The 23,580-nt window shown below is 46.7% G+C and carries 25 protein-coding genes, 1 pseudogene and 1 riboswitch; of the genes and pseudogenes, 20 read left to right on the top strand and 6 right to left on the bottom strand.

What is annotated here, in order from left to right:
* Positions 1-113 precede the first annotated feature (113 nt).
* The 6 genes and pseudogenes from P403_RS17000 (at position 114) to P403_RS0104385 (ending at position 5,207) form a co-directional block, all read left to right on the top strand.
* Positions 114-874, top strand: a pseudogene (locus P403_RS17000) (transposase).
* A gap of 187 nt (positions 875-1,061) precedes the next feature.
* Positions 1,062-1,904, top strand: coding sequence for a DUF72 domain-containing protein (locus P403_RS0104405; protein WP_029331268.1), 843 nt, complete (start codon positions 1,062-1,064; stop codon positions 1,902-1,904).
* A gap of 20 nt (positions 1,905-1,924) precedes the next feature.
* Positions 1,925-3,229, top strand: coding sequence for a bifunctional metallophosphatase/5'-nucleotidase (locus tag P403_RS0104400; RefSeq protein ID WP_051667306.1), 1,305 nt, complete (start codon positions 1,925-1,927; stop codon positions 3,227-3,229).
* 64 nt (positions 3,230-3,293) lie between these two features.
* Complete coding sequence (gene lipA / locus P403_RS0104395; RefSeq protein WP_029331265.1) at positions 3,294-4,193, top strand: lipoyl synthase; 900 nt, start codon at positions 3,294-3,296, stop codon at positions 4,191-4,193.
* A gap of 107 nt (positions 4,194-4,300) precedes the next feature.
* A complete protein-coding gene (locus P403_RS0104390; protein ID WP_029331264.1) occupies positions 4,301-4,669 on the top strand; it encodes a YutD family protein in 369 nt (122 codons plus the stop codon).
* 85 nt (positions 4,670-4,754) lie between these two features.
* Positions 4,755-5,207, top strand: a complete 453-nt coding sequence (locus P403_RS0104385) for a general stress protein (protein ID WP_029331263.1) — start codon at positions 4,755-4,757, stop codon at positions 5,205-5,207.
* 46 nt (positions 5,208-5,253) lie between these two features.
* Here P403_RS0104385 and P403_RS0104380 read toward each other — a convergent pair whose 3' ends face one another.
* A complete protein-coding gene (locus P403_RS0104380; protein ID WP_034800882.1) occupies positions 5,254-5,532 on the bottom strand; it encodes a DUF3055 domain-containing protein in 279 nt (92 codons plus the stop codon).
* Between the two features lie 38 nt (positions 5,533-5,570).
* A complete protein-coding gene (glpX, locus tag P403_RS0104375) occupies positions 5,571-6,551 on the bottom strand; it encodes a class II fructose-bisphosphatase (protein ID WP_029331260.1) in 981 nt (326 codons plus the stop codon).
* 155 nt (positions 6,552-6,706) lie between these two features.
* Here glpX and P403_RS0104370 point away from each other — a divergent pair, with 155 nt between their 5' ends.
* Both P403_RS0104370 and P403_RS0104365 read left to right on the top strand, forming a co-directional pair.
* Complete coding sequence (locus P403_RS0104370) at positions 6,707-7,150, top strand: DUF86 domain-containing protein (RefSeq protein WP_029331259.1); 444 nt, start codon at positions 6,707-6,709, stop codon at positions 7,148-7,150.
* A 6-nt stretch (positions 7,151-7,156) separates the two neighbouring features.
* On the top strand, positions 7,157-7,921 hold the full coding sequence (locus tag P403_RS0104365; RefSeq protein ID WP_029331258.1) for a TIGR01457 family HAD-type hydrolase: 765 nt from the start codon (positions 7,157-7,159) through the stop codon (positions 7,919-7,921).
* 46 nt (positions 7,922-7,967) lie between these two features.
* Here P403_RS0104365 and P403_RS0104360 read toward each other — a convergent pair whose 3' ends face one another.
* Positions 7,968-8,195, bottom strand: a complete 228-nt coding sequence (locus tag P403_RS0104360; RefSeq protein WP_012371190.1) for a NifU family protein — start codon at positions 8,193-8,195, stop codon at positions 7,968-7,970.
* Between the two features lie 109 nt (positions 8,196-8,304).
* Here P403_RS0104360 and P403_RS0104355 point away from each other — a divergent pair, with 109 nt between their 5' ends.
* Entirely contained in the window at positions 8,305-8,607 is a 303-nt protein-coding gene (locus tag P403_RS0104355) for a DUF1462 family protein (RefSeq protein ID WP_029331256.1), read from the top strand.
* A gap of 61 nt (positions 8,608-8,668) precedes the next feature.
* Here the strand turns inward: P403_RS0104355 and P403_RS0104350 are convergent, their stop codons facing one another.
* Positions 8,669-9,721, bottom strand: coding sequence for an NAD(P)/FAD-dependent oxidoreductase (locus tag P403_RS0104350; protein WP_029331255.1), 1,053 nt, complete (start codon positions 9,719-9,721; stop codon positions 8,669-8,671).
* Between the two features lie 92 nt (positions 9,722-9,813).
* Between P403_RS0104350 and P403_RS0104345 the strand changes: the two genes are divergently transcribed.
* Positions 9,814-10,047 (top strand): YuzB family protein, encoded by a 234-nt coding sequence (locus tag P403_RS0104345; protein ID WP_029331254.1) that lies wholly within the window; start codon positions 9,814-9,816, stop codon positions 10,045-10,047.
* 62 nt (positions 10,048-10,109) lie between these two features.
* Here P403_RS0104345 and P403_RS0104340 read toward each other — a convergent pair whose 3' ends face one another.
* Positions 10,110-10,676, bottom strand: coding sequence for an ECF transporter S component (locus P403_RS0104340; protein ID WP_029331253.1), 567 nt, complete (start codon positions 10,674-10,676; stop codon positions 10,110-10,112).
* 157 nt (positions 10,677-10,833) lie between these two features.
* Positions 10,834-10,973: riboswitch (FMN riboswitch) on the bottom strand.
* Between the two features lie 116 nt (positions 10,974-11,089).
* On the opposite strand from P403_RS0104340, the gene P403_RS0104335 reads away from it, so the two are divergent.
* The 4 genes from P403_RS0104335 to P403_RS0104320 all read left to right on the top strand — a co-directional run bounded on the left by P403_RS0104335 (position 11,090) and on the right by P403_RS0104320 (position 13,493).
* Positions 11,090-11,440, top strand: a complete 351-nt coding sequence (locus P403_RS0104335) for a HesB/IscA family protein (RefSeq protein ID WP_029331252.1) — start codon at positions 11,090-11,092, stop codon at positions 11,438-11,440.
* Positions 11,441-11,564: 124 nt separating this feature from the next.
* Positions 11,565-12,431 carry an NAD-dependent epimerase/dehydratase family protein gene (locus P403_RS0104330; RefSeq protein ID WP_029331251.1) on the top strand — a complete coding sequence of 289 codons (867 nt, stop codon included), beginning with the start codon at positions 11,565-11,567 and terminating at the stop codon, positions 12,429-12,431.
* Entirely contained in the window at positions 12,428-12,937 is a 510-nt protein-coding gene (locus P403_RS0104325; protein ID WP_029331249.1) for a GNAT family N-acetyltransferase, read from the top strand. Before P403_RS0104330 ends, P403_RS0104325 begins: the two co-directional genes overlap by 4 nt.
* 58 nt (positions 12,938-12,995) lie before the next feature.
* Positions 12,996-13,493 carry a GNAT family N-acetyltransferase gene (locus tag P403_RS0104320; RefSeq protein ID WP_029331248.1) on the top strand — a complete coding sequence of 166 codons (498 nt, stop codon included), beginning with the start codon at positions 12,996-12,998 and terminating at the stop codon, positions 13,491-13,493.
* An 84-nt stretch (positions 13,494-13,577) separates the two neighbouring features.
* On the opposite strand, the gene P403_RS0104315 is transcribed toward P403_RS0104320, so the two are convergent.
* Positions 13,578-14,573, bottom strand: coding sequence for an NAD(P)/FAD-dependent oxidoreductase (locus tag P403_RS0104315; protein ID WP_029331247.1), 996 nt, complete (start codon positions 14,571-14,573; stop codon positions 13,578-13,580).
* Between the two features lie 242 nt (positions 14,574-14,815).
* Between P403_RS0104315 and P403_RS0104310 the strand changes: the two genes are divergently transcribed.
* From P403_RS0104310 to P403_RS0104285, 6 genes are all read left to right on the top strand, one after another.
* Complete coding sequence (locus P403_RS0104310) at positions 14,816-16,027, top strand: NAD(P)/FAD-dependent oxidoreductase (protein ID WP_029331245.1); 1,212 nt, start codon at positions 14,816-14,818, stop codon at positions 16,025-16,027.
* An 84-nt stretch (positions 16,028-16,111) separates the two neighbouring features.
* Positions 16,112-16,429 (top strand): YuiB family protein, encoded by a 318-nt coding sequence (locus P403_RS0104305; RefSeq protein ID WP_029331243.1) that lies wholly within the window; start codon positions 16,112-16,114, stop codon positions 16,427-16,429.
* A gap of 100 nt (positions 16,430-16,529) precedes the next feature.
* The gene (gene glcT, locus P403_RS0104300; protein WP_029331241.1) at positions 16,530-17,387 is read left to right on the top strand and encodes a glucose PTS transporter transcription antiterminator GlcT; all 858 of its coding nucleotides are present in this window, start codon (positions 16,530-16,532) and stop codon (positions 17,385-17,387) included.
* Positions 17,388-17,610: 223 nt separating this feature from the next.
* Complete coding sequence (gene ptsG, locus P403_RS0104295) at positions 17,611-19,134, top strand: glucose-specific PTS transporter subunit IIBC (protein ID WP_029331240.1); 1,524 nt, start codon at positions 17,611-17,613, stop codon at positions 19,132-19,134.
* Between the two features lie 139 nt (positions 19,135-19,273).
* On the top strand, positions 19,274-21,367 hold the full coding sequence (ptsG, locus tag P403_RS0104290; RefSeq protein WP_029331239.1) for a glucose-specific PTS transporter subunit IIBC: 2,094 nt from the start codon (positions 19,274-19,276) through the stop codon (positions 21,365-21,367).
* Between the two features lie 163 nt (positions 21,368-21,530).
* Positions 21,531-23,054 carry an MDR family MFS transporter gene (locus tag P403_RS0104285; RefSeq protein WP_029331238.1) on the top strand — a complete coding sequence of 508 codons (1,524 nt, stop codon included), beginning with the start codon at positions 21,531-21,533 and terminating at the stop codon, positions 23,052-23,054.
* The last annotated feature ends 526 nt before the right edge of the window (positions 23,055-23,580 follow it).

The following is a 23,580-nucleotide window of genomic DNA, read 5'->3' as shown; positions in this document are numbered from 1 at the left end:
TTTTCTATTAATTACGAATTGTAATATTAGAGGCAGCATCTAAGAGGAAATGTAGAAAAATAACGACCTTGTGTAGAATAGAATTACCACAAAAAATCAACGAAGGATTCGTTATGAGCTATGTTCATCTTACTACATTAGAAAGAGTCAAAATAAAGACGTATCTCGAGTTAGGTTTTTCCATCCGAAAGATTGCAGGATGTCTTGGGCATCAACCTTCTACGATTTCACGAGAATTGAGACATAACCTTCACAACGGTGCTTCCCGTGCCGACCAGAATTATGCTGAGCAAAAGAAGAAGTGCGGTGCGCGGACAAAGTTCACGCTAGAAAGAGGAGTCCGCATTCTCGAAAAGTTAAGAGATACATGGTTTCCCAAATAGAGTGTCGGACGTTTATTCCAAGAAGGGCTCTCGTTCAAGACGATCTATCGCTGGATTTATACGGGTCTCGTCGAGTCCGTTCTGTACTCCTTCGTAAAAAGGGAAAACGTCAGAAATCATATGAGACGAGTGGATACTTCAACGTCGGACTAAACGTCCGTCCAATGCCAAATGGTTCAAAACGCCCGGGAATTGGGGGCGTCTCAGCCAGAGGAAAATCCAAGGTCTGTATCATAACGTTAATCTAGAGAAAGAGCCGTTTCTATCTCGCTGTACCGATGTACTTTCGCGGATCCGTATTCTTCTAGGCAACGTGGGAGTAATAAGAAGGCCAATGGTCTTCTCAATGAATTTTTCCCGAAGGAGACGGATTTCGTTAAGGTCAGTCGTTCTGAACTTACTCAAGTGCTCGCTTGAAACAAGGGCAGAAGAGTGTCTCAATTGGAAAACTGCACGAAATCATCTCAGAAGAAGTACTACACTTAATTTGACAAACTGTCTAGCAAATATAAAATAACCCGTAATTTATACTTTCAGAATATAGTTTTTGGCTGTAGTCTGCATAAGGTTGTTATGGGTTTTTTTATGTTTTTCCTGATTATCACCTAGATTTTAAGGAATAATAGTAGGTGGGAAAAGATACAGATTATAATATAATTTTTAAGGAGGGATAAGCGGATGATTTATGTCGGCGTAACCGGTTGGGGTGATCATGGTAGCCTCTATCCGACACCGCAAGACCGAAAAGAAAAACTGGCTGCCTACGCGGGACATTTTCCGGCAGTCGAGGTTGATTCGACGTTTTATGCGATTCAACCGGAACGAAACTATCAAAAATGGGTCGCAGAAACACCGGACGCCTTTCGCTTCATCGTCAAAGTACACCGGGCGATGAGCGGGCACGATCGGGACAACAAAGATCCGCTCGGTCCGATTTTCGAACAATATATCGCGTCAATTGAGCCGATGCGAAAGAGCGGGAAGATTGCGGCGATTCTCGTCCAACTGCCACCTTGGTTCGACGTTAGTAAAGTTCACCTTGAATACTTGCAAACTGTTCGTAAATCGCTTGCGGGACTCCCAGTTGCGATCGAATTCAGAAATCCGTCGTGGTACTCCGACGAATATCGGGAACGGACACTTCGCTTTTTAGCAGAGCATCAGTTCATTCATACGATTTGTGATGAGCCGCAGACAGAAGACGGTTCCGTCCCGTTTGTTCCTGTCGTCACGCAAGAAACAGCGTTCGTCCGCTTGCATGGTCGGAACAAAAACGGCTGGCTGAAAAAGCCGGGACAAAGCAGTGACGATTGGCGAAAGGTCCGTTGTTTGTACCGATACTCGGAAGAAGAGTTACAAGAATTAGCAGAACATGTCCGGACGCTTGCAGGACAAGCGAAAGACGTGTATGTTTTCTTTAATAACAATTCAGCAGGCGATGCCGCGCCGAATGCGAAACGTCTGATTGAGATTCTTAATCTCGATTATGAACTCGCTCCCCGGCAAATCTCGTTGTTTTAATTTTAGAGGAGGCTTTGAGCGTGAAGTTACACGTCATCCATTATAATGATCTTCATTCACACTTTGATATGTGGCCGCGCTATATGTCGTTTATCAAGGAACACCGGACGTACGACTCCCTTGTCTTTGATTTAGGGGATCATGCGGATCGCGTCGCACCGGCGACGGAAGCGACACAAGGAAAAATCAATACCCATCTCTTAAACGAGCTAGCACCGACTGCCGTGACAATCGGAAACAATGAAGGAATCACGTTCCCGCATGACTGGCTGGCGGCACTCTATACAGAAGCGACGTTTCCTGTGCTCGTCTCGAATATGACGGCACCGTTCGCGAAGTCAGGCATGATTCAGGAACTTCCGACCGGTAACGTCGGAATCTTTGGTCTGACGGCACCTTATTATGAATTATATGAGTTGCTCGGTTGGACGATCGAAGACCCGTTCGAAGCAGCGGCGCGTGAAATCAAAGCACTTCGCGGGCAGGTTGATGTCCTGATTTGTCTGAGTCATCTCGGATTTTATCAGGATGAGGAACTAGCAGAACGGTTCCCGGAACTCGATTTAATCATCGGAGCGCACACGCATCATGTCTTAGACGATGGTGTCGTCAAGAATGGTGTCTTGATTGCTCAAGCCGGTAAGCACGGTCAATACGCAGGTGAGATTTATCTCAACACGGATACCGGTGAAAAAGAAGCCGTCTTGCATCCGCTCCACGACTATATGGCGGATGAAGCGAGTTCCGTACTACTCGACCGCGAACAATATGCGGCTGAAAAAGTGATGAAGGAACCGATTGGCAGGACATCAGGTCTAGCGAATGACTGGTTTAGTCCGTCACCGTTCTCCCAACTGTTAGCAGACACGATGCTGGACTGGTGCGAGGCGGATATCGCTTGTGTCCCGGCTGGTATGTTGCTTGGTTCGCTATCCCCTGGTCCCGTCTCTTCTTTCGACTTGCACCGGTTATGTCCGCACCCCATCAATCCGTGTAACGTCACGATGACGGGACGACAACTGATGACGTTCATGGAAGAAGTCGCAACCGATCAGTTTGAGCAGTTAAAAGTCCGTGGACTCGGTTTTCGCGGGAAATTGATGGGGAAAATGCATTACGCAGGCCGTGACTCCGTTTTAGCCACATTGGACGAGTCGGCGCACTACACGGTCGCGATGCCGGACATGTTTACGTTTGGACCCCTCTTCCCAGCGATCAAAGACATGCCGAAACAGTATTTCATGCCGGAGCTTTTACGAGATTTGCTATTTAACCGGCTATCGGAGAAGTCAGAATTCACTGAATTGCATGCCCCTAAACGATAATTGTTTGGTATACTAAAACAGAAAATAAATGACTTTTTTTGGGGATGAAGGGGGAAGTGTATTTATGGCTAGAGGAGAGATTCAACGGAAACCGGAATGGTTAAAAATCAAGTTGAACACAAACGAAACCTACACAGAGCTTAAAAGTATGATGCGTGAAAAAAAGCTACATACGGTCTGTGAGGAAGCGAAGTGTCCGAACATCCACGAGTGCTGGGCCGTTCGCCGGACAGCAACGTTTATGATCCTTGGGAGTATCTGTACACGGGCCTGCCGTTTTTGTGCCGTCACGACAGGACGTCCGAATGAACTTGATTTAGAAGAACCGAAACGCGTCGCGGAATCGGTCCGTCTGATGAACTTGAAACATGCGGTCATCACAGCAGTAGCGCGTGACGACTTGAATGACTTTGGGGCAGGAGTTTACGCCGAAACAGTGCGTGAAGTGCGCCGGATGAATCCGGAAACATCCATCGAGGTCTTGCCGTCAGACATGGGCGGAAACTTTGAGGCGCTTCAAACCTTGATTGATGCAAAACCGGACATCATGAACCATAACATTGAAACAGTTCGCCGCCTGACACCGACGGTCCGCGCGAAAGCAACATATGACCGGACACTCGAATTCCTTCGTCGTTCGAAAGAGCTTGCTCCTGAAATCCCGACGAAGTCCAGTTTGATGTTAGGGCTTGGTGAAACGTGGGAAGAAATTTTACAGACGATGGATGATCTCCGTGCGAATGACGTTGATATCATGACAATCGGTCAGTACCTTCAACCGACGAAAAAGCACCTGACTGTCATCAAATACTATACGCCACAAGAATTTGCTGAACTAAAAGAAATCGCGCTTGGCAAAGGCTTCTCCCACTGTGAAGCAGGTCCACTCGTCCGGTCATCGTACCATGCGGATGAACAGGTCAACGCAGCGAAAAAGAATAAAGCCGCTTTACCAATCGATTGAGTATCTGAAACCGTCTCAGTAGTTGCAGGGGACGGTTTTTTGTCTGCGCGGAGATTCGTTTTCAGAATTGAATATGCTATGATAATAGGAGCAGGGGGTGGAAAAAAATGATACAAGTCAATCGCGAACGATATGAAATCGTTGAAGAAAAGCGTGAAGGTTTCAATGAAGAAGCGTTCATTGGACGGTTTAGTGATGTCCTCGAAAAATATGATTACATCGTTGGAGATTGGGGGCACGGTCAACTTCGACTACGTGGCTTCTATAATGACGATCATATCAAGGCGACATTTGATACGAAGATTTCGCATGTTGCGGATTATTTATATGAATACTGTAATTTCGGCTGTGCCTATTTCATCGTCAAGCGGATGGAACCGGTAGAAGGAGAAGAAGCACCACCTCGCTTCGACGGATCTTCGGCCAATACGTTGAAGCTCAAACGTAAGTTTTCTCCGACTGAAGAAGCACAGTAATCAAAAAGACATATTTAAAAGTGTTTCTGATGGGCTGATTTCGGCTATTACTATAAGTATCACGTACCTATAGGGGGAACCATCCATGAGAATCGTCGGGATTTATAAAACTGTGCCAGAAATCGTTAGTGCTGTTCATGATTTGCGTGTCGCCGGAGTCATTTCAACGGACTTGAAAGTCGTTGCCCATGACCGCTATGATTTAGATCAAATCGAAGACATGGCAGATTTGCATAATCACCAGACGTCAACGAAACTGTCACAAGAAGAGCATATGAATCTATGGCATGAAATCAAAGACATCTTCAAAAAGAAAGAATCCGCTTCGACGTCACATACCGGTGTATTGGAAGCGAGTGGCTTGAACAAAGAAGATGTCGACCGTGCAAACAAAGCAGTCGAAGACCATCAATTCGTCTTGCTCGTCGGGGACGAGGCAGATCAGCATTCAGAGCGCAGAGCCCATGATGAATCAGACAATACGAACGTCTTTAGTGGACCGAATACACTGAATGAACGCAATGACCGTCTCATCTAAAGTGCTTAAAAAGCAGCTCCATCCTTCACGGATGGAGCTGCTTTTTTCATGTGAGACCGATGTATTCACTTAAATACCGTTCGAGTTCATCAGCTGCGTCTTTTTCGAGGTCGAAGGCATGCGCGATATAACCCGGTTCGTCAAAATCATCGGCACCGATGATTGCGAAGCGGTTCGACAGTAAATTCAGCACTAAAATCTTTCCGAAAAAATGTTCCGAGTGCGTGATTGCTAAATCGAACCGACTCGTTTCACCAATCCAACAAATAAACCGTGTTTTCGTCTGTTCGACATCATCATATAAAAAATCGAGTTCTTCCATCATGACGTGTAAAGTCCCTCATTTCCTAGTCTCTTTTCAGATTAAAGGGTTTGGGGAACATTTTGCAAGTACGGTTTACGTGACAGACTATGTTCCGCGATGACTTTACGGATGGTCCGTGTTTTTGAGCGCATGACGAGCGACGTCGTTTCCACGATGTCGTCTGTGATGAACTTAACGCCGTCGAGCATTTCACCGGTCGTGACACCTGTTGCCGCGAAGATACAATCGTCACTCTTGATTAAGTCGTCGAGCGTCAACAATTGTAACGGATCAGCAAGTCCCATCCGAATGACACGGGCCGTCTCTTCGTCATCCATCGGGTGTAAGCGTGCCTGCATGTCGCCACCCATGGCTTTGACAGCAGCAGCGGTGATGACGCCTTCCGGTGCACCGCCCGTTCCGATGAAGATGTCGATGCCTGTTGCCGGTGAAAGGGGGGCGATTCCGGCAGAAACATCGCCGTCCTCGAATAACCGAACACGGGCGCCCATACGCATAGCGGCTTCACGGAAGTGGTCGTGACGGGGACGATCCTGCATGATGACCGTGACGTCTTCAATCCGTTTATTGTTCAGTTCAGCTGCCTTTTCAATGATGACTTCGAGTGGGTCGTCGAGGGAGACATGTCCTTTTAAGTTCGGGCCGACCGTCAATTTATCCATGTACATGTCAGGAGCATGCAAGAGTGCGCCTTGATCAGCGACAGCGATGACGACCATCGCATTACCGAGTCCTTTTGCGACGATGTTCGTGCCTTCGAGTGGATCGACCGCGATGTCGACGATTGGACCATTCGTTGTTCCGAGTTGTTCGCCGATGAACAGCATCGGCGCTTCATCGAGTTCACCTTCGCCGATGACGACGGTTCCTGTCATGTTGACCGTATTCAAGACTTCACGCATCGCTGTCGTTGCGGCATCATCCGCCTCGTTCTTTTTCCCACGACCAATCCATTGTGCAGATGCGAGGGCAGCAGCCTCTGTTGCGCGGACGATTTCTAATGCAAGTTCCCGTTCCATGTATAAATAACCTCCAAGTCACTTAATGTGACATACTATTTTGGGTAAAAATCTAAATTGAGGATAACACATTGAGCAATGTGATGCAAATGGCGTTTCTGCTTTTCATGGACCGCCGATAGGTCTAAAATGGAGGATGTGAGGGGGAATGCTAGATGTATTTCGTGAATCGGGAAAAGATTGAACAAACGGTGATTTGTTTCGAGACAGCGCTTCGTCAAAGCAAAGAGTTAACGGGGGATGCGGTGACGACAGCTTTAGCGTTGGAACGGATCGGGTTTTTAGTCATCGAAAGTATCATTGATATCGGAAATAGTATGATTGATGGTTTCATCATGCGTGATCCGGGAAGTTATGAAGATATCGTATTGATTTTAGAAGACGAGCGGGTGATTGACGCTGAACTCGCGACGAGCTTAAAACGAATCGTCGCACTGCGGACACCAATCGTCCGTGAGTTTACGAAGTCGAGTACAGCAGAGATTCGGACAGTCTTAGGCGAGGAAGAAATAGAGCTTCGTCGATTTCCGTCCGCGGTCCGTCAATACTTAGAGACAGAACTCGGACCCGTCTCGGCATTTTTACCAAACGAGGAGTGAGTCAGGATGAAAGCGAAAGGTTATTTATTCGATTTAGACGGCACGATGTATAACGGAACAGAACCCGTTCAAGAAGCAGTTGATTTTGTCAATCGCTTGCAAGCAGAAGGTGTACCATATCTGTTCGTTACGAACAATGCATCGATGACAGCAGAGGCTGTCGCTGAAAAATTACGCGGCATGGGCGTTCATTCCGACGCAGGACATGTCTTAACGAGTGCGATGGCGACAGGTCGCTACATCGCGGAACTCGATCCCGGTGCAAACGTCTATGCGATCGGTGAACACGGACTAATTGATGCCTTAGAACAACAAGGACTTCAAGTCGTCGCCGACGAGCATGCCGATTATGTCGTCATCGGACTCGATCGTCAAATCACGTATGAGAAGTTAGCCATCGGTGCACTGGCGATTCGGGCAGGGGCACGCTTCATCTCGACGAATGGCGATATCGCGATTCCGACAGAACGCGGCTTCTTACCAGGAAACGGTGCCTTAACGTCGGTTTTACGTGTGACGACAGAAAAAGAACCATTCTACATCGGAAAACCGGAACCGGTCATGGTCAACATCGCTGCTGAAATGATTGGTCTTGCGAAGGAAGATGTCATCATGGTTGGTGACAACTACCATACGGATATTTTATTCGGAATCAATGGTGGGATTCGGACGATGCACGTCAACTCGGGTGTCCATACGCCCGTCTTCATTCAAGGGCAGGATGTTCAGCCGACGTACATGGTCGATTCGCTTGCCGAGTGGATTCTGTAAACATAAAAATCCCCGACGACGGATGTCATCGGGGATTTTTTTAGAATTAGAAGACTTGTTCTACTTCAACGACGCCAGCTACTTCTTCAAGTAGGGCACGTTCGATACCAGCCTTCAATGTGATTGTCGAACTTGGGCAACTACCGCAAGCTCCCATCAAACGAAGTTTTACGATACCATCTTCAACATCTACGAGCTCAACGTCTCCTCCATCACGAAGAAGGAACGGACGCAATTTTTCGAGGACTTCATTCACTTGATCAAACATTTCCATGCGGAAACACATCCTTTCTTATAAATTCATTGTAACAGGGTTGAAAAATGTTCTCAATCTGGAAAACTTGTATACTGAGAAAGAGTAAACGGAAGAAGGGGGATATCTGATGGAAATCAAGGTATATGGGGCAGCTGTGACGTGTCCGAGCTGTGTCGGGGCACCGAGTTCGGAAGAGACGTTCAGCTGGTTACAGGCCGTGCTTGGACGGAAATATGAGACGGCGTTAACATTTGTTTATGTCGATTTTGAACAGGCAACGACAGACGACAGTTGGGTGGATGCTTTAAAAGACGACGAATATTTTTACCCACTCGTCTTACTCGATGGCGAAATGATTGACGAAGGGTATGTTCAACTGAAAAAAGTCACACGTGCGATTGATCTGAAATTGGATCAGGCTGCCAAGTAAACTTCATTAACGTTTAAAAATCCCCAAAGACCTAAATGGACTTTGGGGATTTTGGACGTGCTTATTTAATCTTTTTATGTTTCCATAAGACACCTGACTTTAAGAGGCGTGGTACTTTTCCGGTCAGGGCCTGCTTGCCCATGACGATACCGAATCCATCTGATTTCCCGAGTGACCCGAGCATGCCGCGTAATTTGATTTCCGGTAATTTCGGAAGTTTTTTTCCTGCCCATTTTGCTTCAAGGACATCAACGACTTGGTCGGCTTGATGCTCTGCGAGCTGTCCGCTTGGTGCATACGGGAGGCTCGCGCAATCGCCGATGACGAACAAGTTATCGTATTCCGGCACGTGATGATGCGGCGCCAGTTTAATCCGTCCACCACTATCTGCTTCAAAGCCAAGATCGCGGACGACTTTGACGGGTTGCGTTCCGGCTGTCCAAATCGTTAAGTTCGTCGGATAGACGTCCTCACCGTTGCGGACGTCATCTGCTGTGACGAGGGTGACGTTCGAATTGTTGATGACATCGACGTCATGCTCCTCGAACCATTCCTGGACGTAAGAGGATACTTTATCAGATAAGAACGATAAGACAGAAGGACCACGATCGAATAAACGAATCTTCAAGTCCTTCCGGCTTTCGTGGAGTTCACTTGCCAGTTCAACACCCGAGAGACCGGCACCGACGATTGAGACCGTCGCGCCGGGTGACAGTCCACAAATCGCTTGATGCGTTTTGCGTGACTCTTCGAGTGTTTGAATGCTATAAGTAAACTCTTGAGCACCCGGTATGTTATGGTATTTATCTTCGCAACCTAATGCGATGATGAGATCGTCATAAAAAAGTTCTGTTCCGTCTTGTAAGAATACGGAATTCGTCTCCGGCGAAATGTTGACGACATGTCCATATTTATATGTGAGATGTTTCCCCTCCGGAAATTCAATCCGGACATCACGATCGGATAATGTACCTGCTGCAAGAGCGTAATACTCGGTCTTTAGTGCGTGATACGGTAATCGATCCACAAGCGTCACTGCGACCTCTTCATCCTTGAAGCGTTCACAAATTCGCATTCCGCCATATCCGCCACCTAAAACGACTAGTTGCTTCATAACTTAAAATCCCCCTTAGTTCCCCTAAATCAGTCTGACCTTGTATAATACGACAAGAGGAAGGTAAATTCCTGCTTAAAGGAGGAAAAAAAGTGAATCCCATTATTGAATTTTGTATCAGTAACTTAGCGGCAGGTACACAAGTCGTCATGTCACAACTCGAACGCGACCCGAATGTCGATGTCGTCGAGTATGGTTGTCTAGGCTATTGTGGCATCTGTTCGCTTGATCATTTTTGTCTCGTTGACGGCGAAACCGTCATCGGAGAGACACCGGAAGAACTGTTAGAAAACATCTACGCTAAAATTGAAGAAAATGAACTCTAAAAAAAACCCCCACCTCAAACGAAGTGGGGGTTTTTTGTCGGTCGGCGGGCGCGGCCTAGGACTTATGCAGTTTGTTGGCGACGGTTGATCCAAGGTTTTAGTTTCAAGAACAGCGGGATGAAGAGTGCTGAAATGAAGAGTGCCTTAACGATGTTGAACGGTAAGATACCCGCGATGATCGTTGTCCATTTGACCGCCGGATCAAGCATGTAGTCCATCCCGAAGAACCAAGCATATGCGGGAAGAATCAACACATAGTTGAGAATCGCGAGTCCAAGTGCCATTGTAATCGTTCCTGCGACTAAACCAGTCGCAAGACCTTGTGTTGATTTCTTTTTATGGTAGAACCAGCTGACAGGAAGAATGAAAGCAACACCAGCTGCGAAGTTTGCGAGTTCGCCGACCGGGACACCGCTTCCACGGAAGATATAATAGAGCACGTTCTTCAATGCTTCGACGATTACACCCGCTACCGGTGAGAACATGATAGCAGCGATCAACGCCGGAACGTCACTGAAGTCGATTTTTAAATAGTTCGGTAAAAAGGGTAGTGGGAAATTGAGTAACATAAGAACAAACGAAATTGAACCTAACATTGAGAGTGTAACCATTTTTTGAGTGCGTTTCATACGAGTAAAATCTCCTTTTTTTCGTTCCTCTCGATGAAGTATTGGCATGCTTGCGTCCAAAATAAACCCCCGTTGAATAAGATTCAACAGGGGAGAAGTCCGCAATGAAATAAGCCTATCCGAAATGTGCAAAATCGGAATAAGTCTATATACATGCCGCCATCTTCTCCCATCCAGACTATACTGTCGGCTCCTGAGTCACACAGAATCAGCAAATAGCGCCCTATTCGCTCGCGGGCTTCAGACAAAAGTCTGTTTACCGCCGGTCGGGAATTTCACCCTGCCCTGAAGATGGAACGATTTAATTTTTTTGATACAATTCATTTATACAACGAATTCAAGATAGTTTCAAGCAACTAGGTTTCGAATCTACGTAAAGTTGCGTATACTATAGAAAAAGGGAAGGTGATTACATGATCCAATTAACAGAAGCAGCTGCTCTTCAAGTCAAAGAGATGATGCAACAAGCGCCGGACGATGAAAGAAATCTCCGCATGCTCGTTCAAGGTGGCGGATGCAGTGGTCTCTCCTACGGAATGGGTTTCGATAGCCAAAAGGAGACGGACCTGACATTTGAGCAACATGGTGTCAATGTCATCGTCAATGAAAAAGACTATCCGGTCGTCAAAGGATTAGAAATTGACTATAAACAATCGATGCTCGGTGGCGGATTCACAATCACGAATCCGAATGCAATCGCGACATGCGGCTGCGGGACATCATTTAGAACAGCGACGAACGCCGGGACACCCGGTGGTTGCTAACTCACAACGTGGACCTCAGAGTCCGCGTTTTTTTGTTTTTTCGTGCGATACAGGATTTTAAGAATCGGGTAGAGAAGACAGTAAGGCAACGGAATGAGTACGTCATGATGAAGGAGGACTATCGATGCGAAAAGTGTTGATTTTTGGTGGGACACGTTATTTTGGAAGACGCCTGGCATTACGACTCGCTGACGCCGGCGATGATGTGACGCTCGTCACACGGGGGGAACATACGCCACCTGTCGCGAAGGGCTTGACATTCTTTAAAGGGGACCGGACGTCAAGCAGTACGATGAAAGACTTGGGGGGTCAAAACTGGGATATCATCTATGACAATATTTGTTTTAATCCGTACCAGGCAAAACTTGCCGTCGATGCGTTCGAAGGTAAGGTCGGGCGCTATATCTTAACGTCGACGATGTCCGTCTACGATGGGGGCGGGGCAAATCTTTCAGAGCGAGAGTACAACCCGTTTCCCGGGAAATATGAGTTGGAACAGGAACATGATTACGGGGAAGGAAAGCGCCAAGCGGAAAGTTATTTCTTTCAACGGGCGACATTTCCTGTCATCGCCGTTCGTTTCCCGGTCGTCTTAGGACCGGATGATTACACGGAACGCCTTGTCTTCCATGTGAAACGTGCGCTCGCAGGGACGCCGGTGGTTGCTGAAAACCTCTATGCGAAGATGGGATATATCTCAAGCTATGAAGCGGCCTCGTTCCTCGAATGGTGTGGTCGTTCGACGATGACAGGACCACTGAATGCGGCGAGTGACGGCGTGTTATCGATTCAAGATGTGATGGATAAGATTGACCGTGTTGCGGGAACGGAATCAACGTTCGCGACGACGGGCGACGATGAATCACCACTGGCGCCGGAACGTGATTTTTATATGGATACGTCAGCAGCGAAAAAAGCCGGCTATTTATTCCAACACGTCGACGATTGGCTCGATCGACTCATTGAAGAGGAGGTACGAAATCACAAATGATTACGTTAGTAAAACCGTCCGTCCATCTCGAAGCGGAGTATTTAGACTTTTTGGCAGAATGGGAACAATCCGGGGAACCGATTGTTCCAAGTGTCGTCAGCAAAACGTTTTTACCGCTCGCTGAGTTCTTAGATGAGCAGGAACAAGAGGTTTTGACGGCCCCGGAAAACTGGGTGACACATTCGACGTATTGGTTTTACGATGGGGAACGAATCGTCGGTGCCGTGAACTTCCGTCATGACTTGAACGATCAGTTGCGACAAATCGGCGGTCATATTGGCTACGGGATTCGGCCGAGCGCTCGGAAGCGTGGTTACGCGACAGAAGGTCTGCGTCAAGCACTTGAAGTCGCAAAAGAACGTGGACTAGAGTCGGTCTTGATTACGTGTAGTGCAGACAACATCGCGTCCGGTCGTGTGATTGAGGCGAACGGTGGAGAAGAACTGGAGCCATTTTTGAAAGAAGACGGGACACGTGTACGACGATTCAACATTTCGCTGTATTAACATCATTCTAATCATCCTACTCTGATTAGGATGATTTTTAATGTGAGGGAGGATAGTTATGCAGATACGCCAAGCGACAGTAGACGACGCTGAAGCAATCGCGAACGTCCATGTTTCAGCGTGGCAAGAGACCTACCGCGGCATCATGCCGGACGACTATCTCGATCAGTTGTCGACAGAAAAGCGTGCCGCTAAATGGCGCGACTTGTTAGTCGACGGACTTGTTTTTGTTGCTGCCGACGCAAAAGATTTGATTGGTTTTGCCCACGGAAAGCAACGTCAAACAGCATCGACGGAAGGTGAATTATCAGCAATCTATTTGCTACGTTCGTATCAAGGTCGCGGAATCGGTCGCGCTTTAGTCAACCGCGTCGTCCGTCAGTTGGAGGAACAGGGGGTGACGTCACTCATCATTGCCGTGCTCGCGGATAATCCAGCCTGCCATTTTTATGAACGGCTCGGGGGTGTCCGTGTTTCCGAATGTGTGATTGAACGCGGCGGGAAAGAGCTAGAGGAATATGTATACCGAGTTGCTTTACCGATTGCTGCTTCGTAAAGAAGAGCACAGATTTTTTTAAGAACCGCAAAAAAGAAGCGTTGCTCCGATTTACACCGAGGCAATGCTTCTTCTTCATGTCTATTAATGATTTTTTACTTTTTCGAACAGGCTTGTCGAGTGTTGTGGATGACGGGCGGACGGGTCGACGAGCAGTTTCGCTTGATTGACAGCAATCGGTGCTTCCCCGAAGCCGGTCGCAATCAATTTGACACGACCGTCGTACGTCGCGATATCACCACAGGCAAAGATGCCGGGGATCGCCGTCTCCATTTTTGAATTGACACGAATCGAATTCCGTTCGAACTCGACTTCCCATTCTTTTAACGGGCCGAGCGACGAAACGAAACCGAAGTTGCAGACGACGTCATCTGCACCGACGACGATAACTTCTTCCGTTTCCGCATGTTTGAACGTCAAAGTTTCGATACTGTCTTCACCGGTAACGGATTCGAGCGTGTACGGTGTCATGACATTGACGGATGAGTTGTGGAGCAGTTCGACTGAATGTTCATGTGCGCGGAACTTATCGCGACGGTGAACGAGCGTGACGGATTTCGCGATCGGCTCAAGCATCAATGACCAGTCGACAGCGGAATCGCCACCACCGAGTAAGACGACTTGACGATCTTTGAAGCGATCCATTTCATTGACGAAATAGTGCAAGTTACTCGTTTCGAACCGTTCGGCATCAGCAACGCCAAGTGGGCGGGCAGCGAACGAGCCGTTACCTGCCGTCAAGATGACGGTCTTCGTGAAGTGTTCTCCTTTGTTCGTCACGAGGCGGATGATTCCGTCTTCGAGGCGCTCGTAGGCGACGACCGTTTCGCCGAGGACATACGTCGGGTCGAATTCATTTGCTTGTTCAAGCAAACGATCGACTAAATCCTGAGCTTTGACTTTCGGGAAGCCGGCAATATCATATATATATTTCTCAGGATAAAGCGTCGCCAGTTGCCCACCGAGTTGGGGGAGACTTTCGATGACTTTCGTCTTCATCTGACGCATCCCTGAATAAAACGCGGTGAACAATCCGACTGGACCGCCCCCGATAATCGTGACATCATATGGTTGGTACATCTGATTCCCTCCTATAGTTGGATACTCCTATTATATAGGTAGGAGGGGCGGGTGTTGCAAGTACGGGAAATCTCACATTTTTTTAGGAAATCTATAATTTTCTTTTGCAATCCGTCAGAAAAAGTGTTTCAATAGGCTTATAGACATGTGAACATTATTTGAACAAAGTTTCTGAGCATTTATTTGTAATTGAATGTGAAGAAAATCACAACAAAACTACCATTCGTAAGGAGTATCAGAACATGAACACACCTAACATTGTTATTCTTGGAGCCGGCTACGGTGGATTGATCACAGCAGTCAACCTTCAAAAGAAACTTGGCGTCGATCAAGCCAACATCACATTGATCAACAAACACGACTATCATTACCAAACTACTTGGTTACATGAACCTGCGGCAGGTACGATGTCAGCAGAACAAGCACGCATCTACATCAATGATGTCATCAATCCTTCACGCGTCAAACTCGTTAAAGGGATTGTTGAAAAAGTCGATACGGCAAGCAACACAGTGAAACTTCAAGACGGTGGAGCTGTTCCTTACGATTACGTCGTCGTTGCACTTGGTGGCGTTCCAGAGACTTTCGGAATCAAAGGATTGAAAGAGAACGCTCTAACGATCAGCTCATTGAACAGTGTCCGGAAAATCAAAGAACACATCGACTATTCATTCGCAGAGTACAAAACGACTGGTTCAGCGGATCGTTCACTTCTGACGATCGTCGTCGGTGGAGCTGGATTTACAGGAATCGAGTTCATGGGTGAGCTCGTTAACCGGATTCCAGAGCTTTGTAAACAATACGACATCCCACGCGAACTCGTTCGTGTCGTCAATATCGAGGCAGCTCCGACTGTCCTTCCTGGTTTTGATGCGGATCTCGTCAACTACGCACACAAATGGCTTGAGCGCCAAGGGATCGAGTTCAAACTCGGTAACGGCATCAAGGAATGTGGTCCTGGAACGGTTACGTTTGGTCCACTCCAAGGTGATACGACAGAAACAATCGAAGCGAACACAATCATCTGGACAGGTGGCGTCAGCGGGAACCCGGTCGTCGCAGCTTCAGGTTTCGAAGCAATGCGTAACCGTGTTGTCGTCGAGGAAGATCTTCGTGTCCCTGGACATGACAATGTCTTCATGATTGGTGACTGTTCAGCGGTCATGGACCCAAGTTCAAACCGTCCATACCCGCCGACAGCACAAATCGCGACACAACAAGCGCATAAAGTCGCTGAAAACATTTCAGCACTCATCGGTGGACGTGAAACATCGACGTTCACATACGAAAATAAAGGAACCGTCGCATCACTTGGTCATAAAGATGGAATCGGTATGGTCTTCGGTAAGAAGATTTATGGCCGTAACGCATCATTCATGAAAAAAGTCATCGACAACAAACATTTCCTTGAACTGAAGAAAATTGGTCTTGCGATCAAAAAAGGTAAATTCTAAGTTCACCTTTTAGGCAAATGTACACTCGTGCATTTGCCTTTTTTGTCGGTTATACTAGACGAAGAGATTTAAAGGGGGAACATTATGCATATTATCCAAGCCGTGATCGGGAGTGTACTTTATCTCGTCATGTTCTTTAGTATTGGTTTTATCTTAAACATGTTGTTACGTAGCACATGGATTATGCTCGTCTTATATCCGGTCATCATCATCATGATGATTGATAATCAGTCGACGCTTGAATATTTTACGAATGCGAAAAAAGCGATTCCAGCGTTAGGTGACCGAATCATGGGTTTGCAGACAGCGGACGTTACGATGTTTGCAGCAGGACTTGCCGGTATCATCATTGCCGGAATGTCAATTCGGTTCCTGCGTAAAAGTGGTTACCAAATGTTTTAAAGCCTACTTGAGTAAGTAGGCTTTTTTAGTGCGTGGAAACACGTTATAATGAAAACAGTGTCTTTAAAAAATGTGTAAGAGCAGATAGGGTTGAGAGCGAATGGATAAACAAATGTACCACGTTATCAAGGTCTTGAATAATAATGTCGTCATTTGTTCGACTGGTGCAAATCAGGAAGTCATTATCCTCGCAAAAGGGATTGGCTTCGGACGGAAGCCGGGCGATCAACTGACAGATCTCGAAAAATTAGAAAAAGTCTATACCTTGAAGGATAAAGAAGAGCAAGACCAATATAAAGCACTCGTCGGGCACTTGGATGAAAATTTCGTCGCCTTGATGAATGATATCGTCTCGATGATTGAAACACGGTTCGGAAAGCGTGTTGATGAACATATCCATATCGGATTGACGGATCATTTGACGTTTACGTTCAAGCGACTCGAACAAGGGATGGAGGTCACGAATCCCTTCTTAGCGGAAACAGAAGCTTTGTATCCGGAAGAATATGCGCTGGCTGAGGAAATCGTCGAATTTATCAGTGCCGAAATGAATTTTTATCTTCCGCCGGCAGAAACAGGATTCATCGCACTCCATATTCATTCGGCGACGAACTTTAAGGATGTGCTCGAAGTCAATCGTCATCATCAACTCGTCGGATTAATTGCGAGTCATATCGAGCAACGGCTAGAAATTAAAATCGATCGAAAATCGTTGGATTATAAGCGTTTAATTCGCCATCTCCGCTCAGCGATTGAAAGGGTTTCCAATGGGGAGTACCTAGAGGCGCCAGAAAAAGTAGAAAAGCTATTGCGTGAAGAATATCCCCTGTGCTATGATACTGCTTGGGAGCTGATGTCCATCATGGAACGTCAGTTGAAGAAAGCGGTACCGCGCGGTGAGGCGACGTATCTTACGATGCATTTGCAACGCTTAGTGCAGTACGATTTAGGTAAATGACCGCACGGACTACGTGTTACTGATACGATCAGGCATGAGTGGGAAGTCGGACAAAATGGTTTATTTCCGTTAGATTCATTTCGCGGGATAAGTGTATTTTGTTCTACAATCCGCTCGTGCCTGATTTTTTTCTGTAAAAATCGGTCGGATGTCTGACTTTTTTCAACCTGTCATTGGTATTATTCATTATTCCTAGATTTTAGATTAAGAGGAGGAAACACACATGTTCAAACAGATTTTCGCTGTTCTTCAACGTGTCGGTAAAGCGTTAATGCTTCCTGTTGCGATTTTGCCAGCTGCCGGGATCTTACTTGGATTCGGTAACGCGATGCAAAATCCGAACTTGACGTCAAAACTCGAGTTCTTAAAAAATGATGCAATCATCAAGGTTGCAAAATTGATGGAAGCAGCCGGGGACATCATCTTCGGTAACTTAGCACTCTTATTCGCGGTCGGTGTCGCGATTGGGTTAGCAGGAGACGGCGCAGCCGGACTCGCAGCCATCGTCGGATTCTTGATCATGAACAAAACAATGAGCGTTTGGCTCGGCGTTACACCAGAAATGGTTGCTAACGGTCAAGGCTACGCCAACGTACTTGGTATTCCGACACTTCAAACAGGTGTCTTCGGTGGTATCATCATCGGTTTACTCGCAGCTTGGGCTTACGGTAAGTATCATAATCTTGAATTGCCGCAGTTCCTTGGATTCTTCGCAGGTAAACGTTTCGTTCCAATCGTTACAGCAGTCATTTCATTGTTCGCAGGTTTAATTCTTGTTTTCGTATGGCCGTTCGCTCAGGACGGGTTGAACACATTCTCTCACTTTATGATGGAGAAAAACCCGACGCTTGCAGCATTCGTCTTCGGTCTCATTGAACGTTCATTGATTCCATTCGGTCTTCACCATATCTTCTACGCACCGTTCTGGTTCGAATTCGGTTCGTACACGAACAAAGCAGGAGATCTTGTCCGTGGTGACCAAGCGATTTTCTTCGCACAGTTGAAAGATAACGTGACATTAACAGCTGGTACGTTCATGACTGGTAAATTCCCGTTCATGATGTTCGGTCTTCCAGCAGCAGCACTTGCAATGTACCATGAAGCACGCCCAGAGCGTCGCGCAGTCGTTGGTGGTCTTCTTGGATCAGCAGCACTTACAGCATTCTTAACAGGTATCACAGAGCCAATCGAATTCGCATTCTTATTCGTTGCGCCAATCCTGTTCGCAGTACACGCAGTTTTCGCAGGTCTTTCATTCATGACAATGCAACTCTTGAACGTTAAAATCGGGATGACATTCTCTGGTGGATTGATTGACTTCCTTCTCTTCGGTGTCCTTCCGGGACGTACGCAGTGGTGGCTCGTCATCGTCGTCGGTCTTGTACTTGCAGTCATTTACTACTTCGGATTCCGTTTCGCGATCCGCAAGTTCAACTTGAAAACACCAGGTCGTGAAGATGAAGTACAAGAAACGTCATTGGCTCAAGGTTCTGAACTCGCAGCAGGCATCCTTGACGCACTCGGTTCTGAATCAAACATCAAACACCTTGACGCATGTATCACACGTCTTCGTGTTGAAGTTCTCGATAAATCAAAAGTCGACAAAAACGAATTGAAAAAACTTGGAGCCGCTGGTGTCCTTGAAGTGGGTAACAACGTTCAAGCGATCTACGGACCAAAATCAGATAACATCAAATCTGAGATCCAAGCCGTCATCAATTCACGTAAACAAGAAAAATCAGTTTAAGTTTTTAAGTAAAGTGAGTCTTCCGAAATCGGGAGGCTCATTTTTTTGTGTTTCAAATAATTGTTGTGATTAGTTTTGCGAAAGAAAGATTCAGGGTATGAACTAAATAGTCTGGTCAAAAAAAGGAGGGAAATCACTGATGTGGAAAAATGTATTCGGAGTGTTGCAACGGATTGGTAAAGCATTGATGTTACCAGTTGCCATCTTGCCGGCAGCGGGGCTTCTACTGGCGTTTGGTACGGCGTTTCAAAACCCGAACCTGACGCAGTATCTGCCTTTTCTCGAAAATGATTCGCTCGTCGTCATCTGGCGTGTCATGCAAGACGCAGGGGATATCATCTTTGCGAACTTAGGATTACTGTTTGCCGTCGGGGTTGCGATTGGTCTTGCGAATGGTGAAGGTGTCGCAGGGCTTGCTGCAATCGTCGGATTCTTGATTATGAACAAGGTTATCAGTTCATTCCTACAAATCACACCGGAAAAAGTTTCGGAAGCGCAACAATCAAGTGACTTATCGTACGCAACCGTATTAGGGATACCGACCTTACAAATGGGGGTATTCGGAGGGATCATAGCGGGGTTAATTGCCGCATATAGCTATAATAAATTCTTTAAAATCAAACTACCGGACTTTCTTGGATTCTTCGCCGGTAAACGGTTCGTACCGATTGCAACAGCGCTATTCAGTTTAGTCGCTGGTTTTGCACTGTCCTTCATCTGGCCGCCGATCGGGAGTGGGATTAACACGTTTTCGAAAACAATCATCGAGTCAAATGAAACGTTATCAGCCTTCATCTTTGGATTAGTCGAACGGTCACTCATTCCATTCGGCCTTCACCATATTTGGTATTCAAGTTTTTGGTTCCAATTTGGTGAGTATACGGATAAAGCCGGAACGATCGTCAACGGGGACCAGCGAATTTTCTTCGCTCAGTTAAAAGATGGTGTTCCGTTCACGGCCGGGACGTATATGACCGGAAAATATCCGTTCATGATGTTCGGACTTCCGGCAGCGTGTCTCGCGATGTATCATACGGTTGCGAAAGATCGTCGTAAAGCAGTTGAAGGACTCTACTTCTCTGCTGCTTTGACATCGTTCCTGACAGGGATCACAGAACCAGTCGAGTTTTCATTCGTGTTCGTGGCACCGTTATTGTTTGCAGTCCACGCTGTTTTTGCAGGATTGTCATTTATGATCATGGACATCTTGAACGTTAAAATCGGGATGACCTTCTCAGGTGGATTGATTGACTACACCTTATTCGGCATCTTACCGAACAGGACCGCCTGGTGGCTCGTTATACCGGTTGGTTTAGTCTTCGCCGTCATTTATTACTTCGGATTCCGTTTTGTTATCACGAAGTTTGATTTAAAAATTCCAGGACGTGAAGCAATTAAGGAAGGGGCGGCAACAGCTGGTGCGACGGCTGGTGAGCTCCCATATGAGATTCTGCAAGCGTTTGGTGGACCATCGAATATCAAACACCTCGATGCGTGTATCACACGTCTGCGGATTACCGTTAATGATAAATCGGGTGTCAACAAGGATCGTCTGAAAGAACTTGGAGCAGCCGGTGTATTAGAAGTCGGCGATAACGTCCAAGCCATCTTCGGTCCGAAATCAGATGGTATCAAGACGGAAATGGCAGAAATCATGAATGATCCAAATTATCAACCACCTGAAAAACCAGAAGCTGACCCGATTCCGCAAGTTCCGACTGGAGCTGAGTCACGTGGGGAAGAACGGGAAGACTTAGCAGGATCAGGTGGAGAGTATGTACCAAGTGACGGATACGTCTCACCACTTAGCGGAACGATCCGTTCGCTTGATGATGTACCAGATCAAGTCTTCTCTGGCCGGATGATGGGGGATGGTTATGCAATCGAACCAACTGAAGGTTATGTTGTTTCTCCAGTGTCCGGTGAAATCACGACCTTCTTCCCAACGAAACACGCGATTGGAATCCTGGCCGATAATGGTGATGAGATTTTAATTCACATCGGAATCGATACGGTTTCACTCGAAGGAAAAGGTTTTGAAGCACTCGCGAAAGCGGGAGATCGAGTTGAGCCAGGAACACCACTGCTGAACGTCGATCTCGAACAAATTCGCCCACTTGTACCGTCACTCTTAACACCGATCATTGTCACGAACAGTGGTGACCGGAAAGTAACGGTTGATATTGGCCGGACGGTTGAAGCAGGAGAGAAAGTCACGTATGAGATTAAATGACGTCATTTAAAAAATAATGGGACTTCGAAATCGTATTCGACGAAATTGTCGGATACGATTTTTTTGTAGTCCAAAACATTCAGCAATGAGAATTTGCACATATGATGATACAATGAGTAAGCTATTATGAAGATTAGCTATATTTTAAGAAAGAGGTGAGTCGATGGCTTCGACTACAACAGAAACAAAGACAAAGACAAATTATGTCGTGCTTGGATTATTGATCGGGATTTTAGTAGCGGCGATGGACAATACGATTGTTGCAACAGCAATGCCGACGATTGTCAGTGAACTGAATGGTTTTGATCAATATGCCTGGGTCACGTCCGCTTATATGATCGCGACGGTCGCGGGGATGCCAATTTTCGGTAAGTTAAGTGACATGTATGGGCGGAAACGATTTTTCTTATTCGGTATGTTGCTCTTCATCGCAGGGAGTATCCTCTGTGGTGTCGCAGATTCGATTACAGAGTTATCGATTTATCGTGCTGTTCAAGGACTAGGTGGCGGTGCCTTGATGCCGATTGCCTTTACGATCATCTTTGATATTTTCCCACCAGAAAAACGAGGGAAAGTCAGTGGCTTGTTCGGAGCAGTCTTCGGGATTTCAAGTATTTTCGGACCATTGCTTGGAGCCGTTTTGACGGACGCAATTAACTGGCGCTGGGTGTTTTATATCAACATTCCACTTGGTTTAATTGCATTGGCGCTCGTTTCTCTATTCTATAAAGAATCACCGATTCACCGGACTCAAAAAATTGATTATGCGGGTGCCGCGACATTGGTCGCTGGATTAGTCACGTTCCTGCTCGGGCTTGAACTCGGTGGGAAAGAGTACGCGTGGAGTTCACCACAAATTCTTGGATTATTTGGCGCATCACTCGCATTGTTCATTCTCTTTGGTCTGATTGAACGCCGGGCGGCTGATCCGGTCATTACGTTCAGTCTGTTCAGTCGTCGCCTGTTCGCAGCGACGCAAGGGGTCGCATTCTTTTATGGATTCGTCTTCATCTCCGCAAGTGTCTTCATTCCGATTTTCGTCCAAGGTGTCTTTGGCGGCAGTGCGACAAACTCGGGTCTGATCTTGATGCCGATGTTGATTGCTTCAGTAGTTTCGGCGCAACTCGGAGGACGTCTCCCGAATAAATACGGGTTCCGAAATGTCATGATGCTCTCGGCCGTGTTCTTTGTTCTTGGTGTTTATTTATTAAGTACGATGTCACTTGAGACGACACGGACTGCCGTTACAATCTATATGATCATCTTAGGTTTTGGTGTCGGCTTCAGTTTCTCTTTATTGAATCTTGCAAGCATCAATGGCATCGAGATGAAACGTCGTGGTGCGGCGACATCGATGGGTTCGACGTTCCGGACAATCGGGATGACACTCGGTGTAACGATTCTCGGAATCGTTCAATCACGGACGTTTACGTCATCTGTTAGTGAACAATTACCTGGCGGCAGCGCACCGGACGGTGGACAGTTCCCGACAGCAGCAGCATTTGCGAAGATGCCACCGGAAGTGGCGACAGCGATTAAAACAGCACTTGCAGATTCGATTTCCTCTGTTTATATGTGGGCGTTGATTCCGGCGATACTGGGTGTCATCTTCGTGTTCTTCATGGGTAATGAACGGCCAATCTTAAAAGAAGAACAAGGCGATCGACCACAAACGAAACAAGCATAAAAAGAGGGTTAAAGAACAAAATTTGACTCAAAAGAAATCATTTGGAGATGTACTCGCTTTCCTCAGGCTTGTGTCTCTGACAGCGCAGTTTACATCTGCGGTTTTTCCTGCAGGAGCCTCGTGCATCAAATGATTTCATTGAAACGAAAACATCAGGACGGATTTTAAAATCCGTCCTTCAGACTGTAGGTAAAATTCTATCGGGAGATAAAAGCGTCTTTTTTCGTTGCTTTCCTCGGGCGAGGCGCAAGCCGTTGCTCCTTGGTCCTAGCGGCCAATGAGCAGGGTCTTGCCTGCCTCTAAAAGTGCGTTAAAAACGCACTTTTCCCCGTAGGAGTCAACGAAACGTGACACTTTTTAGGTAACATCGTGACGGAAAGCCTGGCATGCAGACGGTATAGAGTGCAATCCGTCTCGAATCGCTTAGAACCGCGAAAAGTAATCGGTCGCGACCCTGCAGCTTTGCTGTAGCGGCGCGGAAGATTGCCGCTTTGAAGACGAGACAGAGAAGCGCGAACGGATTACC

This window comes from Exiguobacterium oxidotolerans JCM 12280, assembly GCF_000702625.1.
GTDB classification, from domain to species: domain Bacteria; phylum Bacillota; class Bacilli; order Exiguobacteriales; family Exiguobacteriaceae; genus Exiguobacterium_A; species Exiguobacterium_A oxidotolerans.
The sequence above is the reverse complement of the archived record's forward strand: the minus strand, read 5'-3'. Positions and strand labels throughout refer to the sequence as shown.

Coding starts and splice junctions, on each gene's coding strand:
- P403_RS0104405 (WP_029331268.1), top strand. CDS start 1,062: ATGATTTATGTCGGCGTAACCGGTTGGGGTGATCATGGTAGCCTCTAT.
- lipA (WP_029331265.1), top strand. CDS start 3,294: ATGGCTAGAGGAGAGATTCAACGGAAACCGGAATGGTTAAAAATCAAG.
- P403_RS0104390 (WP_029331264.1), top strand. CDS start 4,301: ATGATACAAGTCAATCGCGAACGATATGAAATCGTTGAAGAAAAGCGT.
- P403_RS0104385 (WP_029331263.1), top strand. CDS start 4,755: ATGAGAATCGTCGGGATTTATAAAACTGTGCCAGAAATCGTTAGTGCT.
- P403_RS0104380 (WP_034800882.1), bottom strand. CDS start 5,532: ATGATGGAAGAACTCGATTTTTTATATGATGATGTCGAACAGACGAAA.
- glpX (WP_029331260.1), bottom strand. CDS start 6,551: ATGGAACGGGAACTTGCATTAGAAATCGTCCGCGCAACAGAGGCTGCT.
- P403_RS0104370 (WP_029331259.1), top strand. CDS start 6,707: ATGTATTTCGTGAATCGGGAAAAGATTGAACAAACGGTGATTTGTTTC.
- P403_RS0104365 (WP_029331258.1), top strand. CDS start 7,157: ATGAAAGCGAAAGGTTATTTATTCGATTTAGACGGCACGATGTATAAC.
- P403_RS0104360 (WP_012371190.1), bottom strand. CDS start 8,195: ATGGAAATGTTTGATCAAGTGAATGAAGTCCTCGAAAAATTGCGTCCG.
- P403_RS0104355 (WP_029331256.1), top strand. CDS start 8,305: ATGGAAATCAAGGTATATGGGGCAGCTGTGACGTGTCCGAGCTGTGTC.
- P403_RS0104350 (WP_029331255.1), bottom strand. CDS start 9,721: ATGAAGCAACTAGTCGTTTTAGGTGGCGGATATGGCGGAATGCGAATT.
- P403_RS0104340 (WP_029331253.1), bottom strand. CDS start 10,676: ATGAAACGCACTCAAAAAATGGTTACACTCTCAATGTTAGGTTCAATT.
- P403_RS0104335 (WP_029331252.1), top strand. CDS start 11,090: ATGATCCAATTAACAGAAGCAGCTGCTCTTCAAGTCAAAGAGATGATG.
- P403_RS0104330 (WP_029331251.1), top strand. CDS start 11,565: ATGCGAAAAGTGTTGATTTTTGGTGGGACACGTTATTTTGGAAGACGC.
- P403_RS0104325 (WP_029331249.1), top strand. CDS start 12,428: ATGATTACGTTAGTAAAACCGTCCGTCCATCTCGAAGCGGAGTATTTA.
- P403_RS0104320 (WP_029331248.1), top strand. CDS start 12,996: ATGCAGATACGCCAAGCGACAGTAGACGACGCTGAAGCAATCGCGAAC.
- P403_RS0104315 (WP_029331247.1), bottom strand. CDS start 14,573: ATGTACCAACCATATGATGTCACGATTATCGGGGGCGGTCCAGTCGGA.
- P403_RS0104310 (WP_029331245.1), top strand. CDS start 14,816: ATGAACACACCTAACATTGTTATTCTTGGAGCCGGCTACGGTGGATTG.
- P403_RS0104305 (WP_029331243.1), top strand. CDS start 16,112: ATGCATATTATCCAAGCCGTGATCGGGAGTGTACTTTATCTCGTCATG.
- glcT (WP_029331241.1), top strand. CDS start 16,530: ATGGATAAACAAATGTACCACGTTATCAAGGTCTTGAATAATAATGTC.
- ptsG (WP_029331240.1), top strand. CDS start 17,611: ATGTTCAAACAGATTTTCGCTGTTCTTCAACGTGTCGGTAAAGCGTTA.
- ptsG (WP_029331239.1), top strand. CDS start 19,274: ATGTGGAAAAATGTATTCGGAGTGTTGCAACGGATTGGTAAAGCATTG.
- P403_RS0104285 (WP_029331238.1), top strand. CDS start 21,531: ATGGCTTCGACTACAACAGAAACAAAGACAAAGACAAATTATGTCGTG.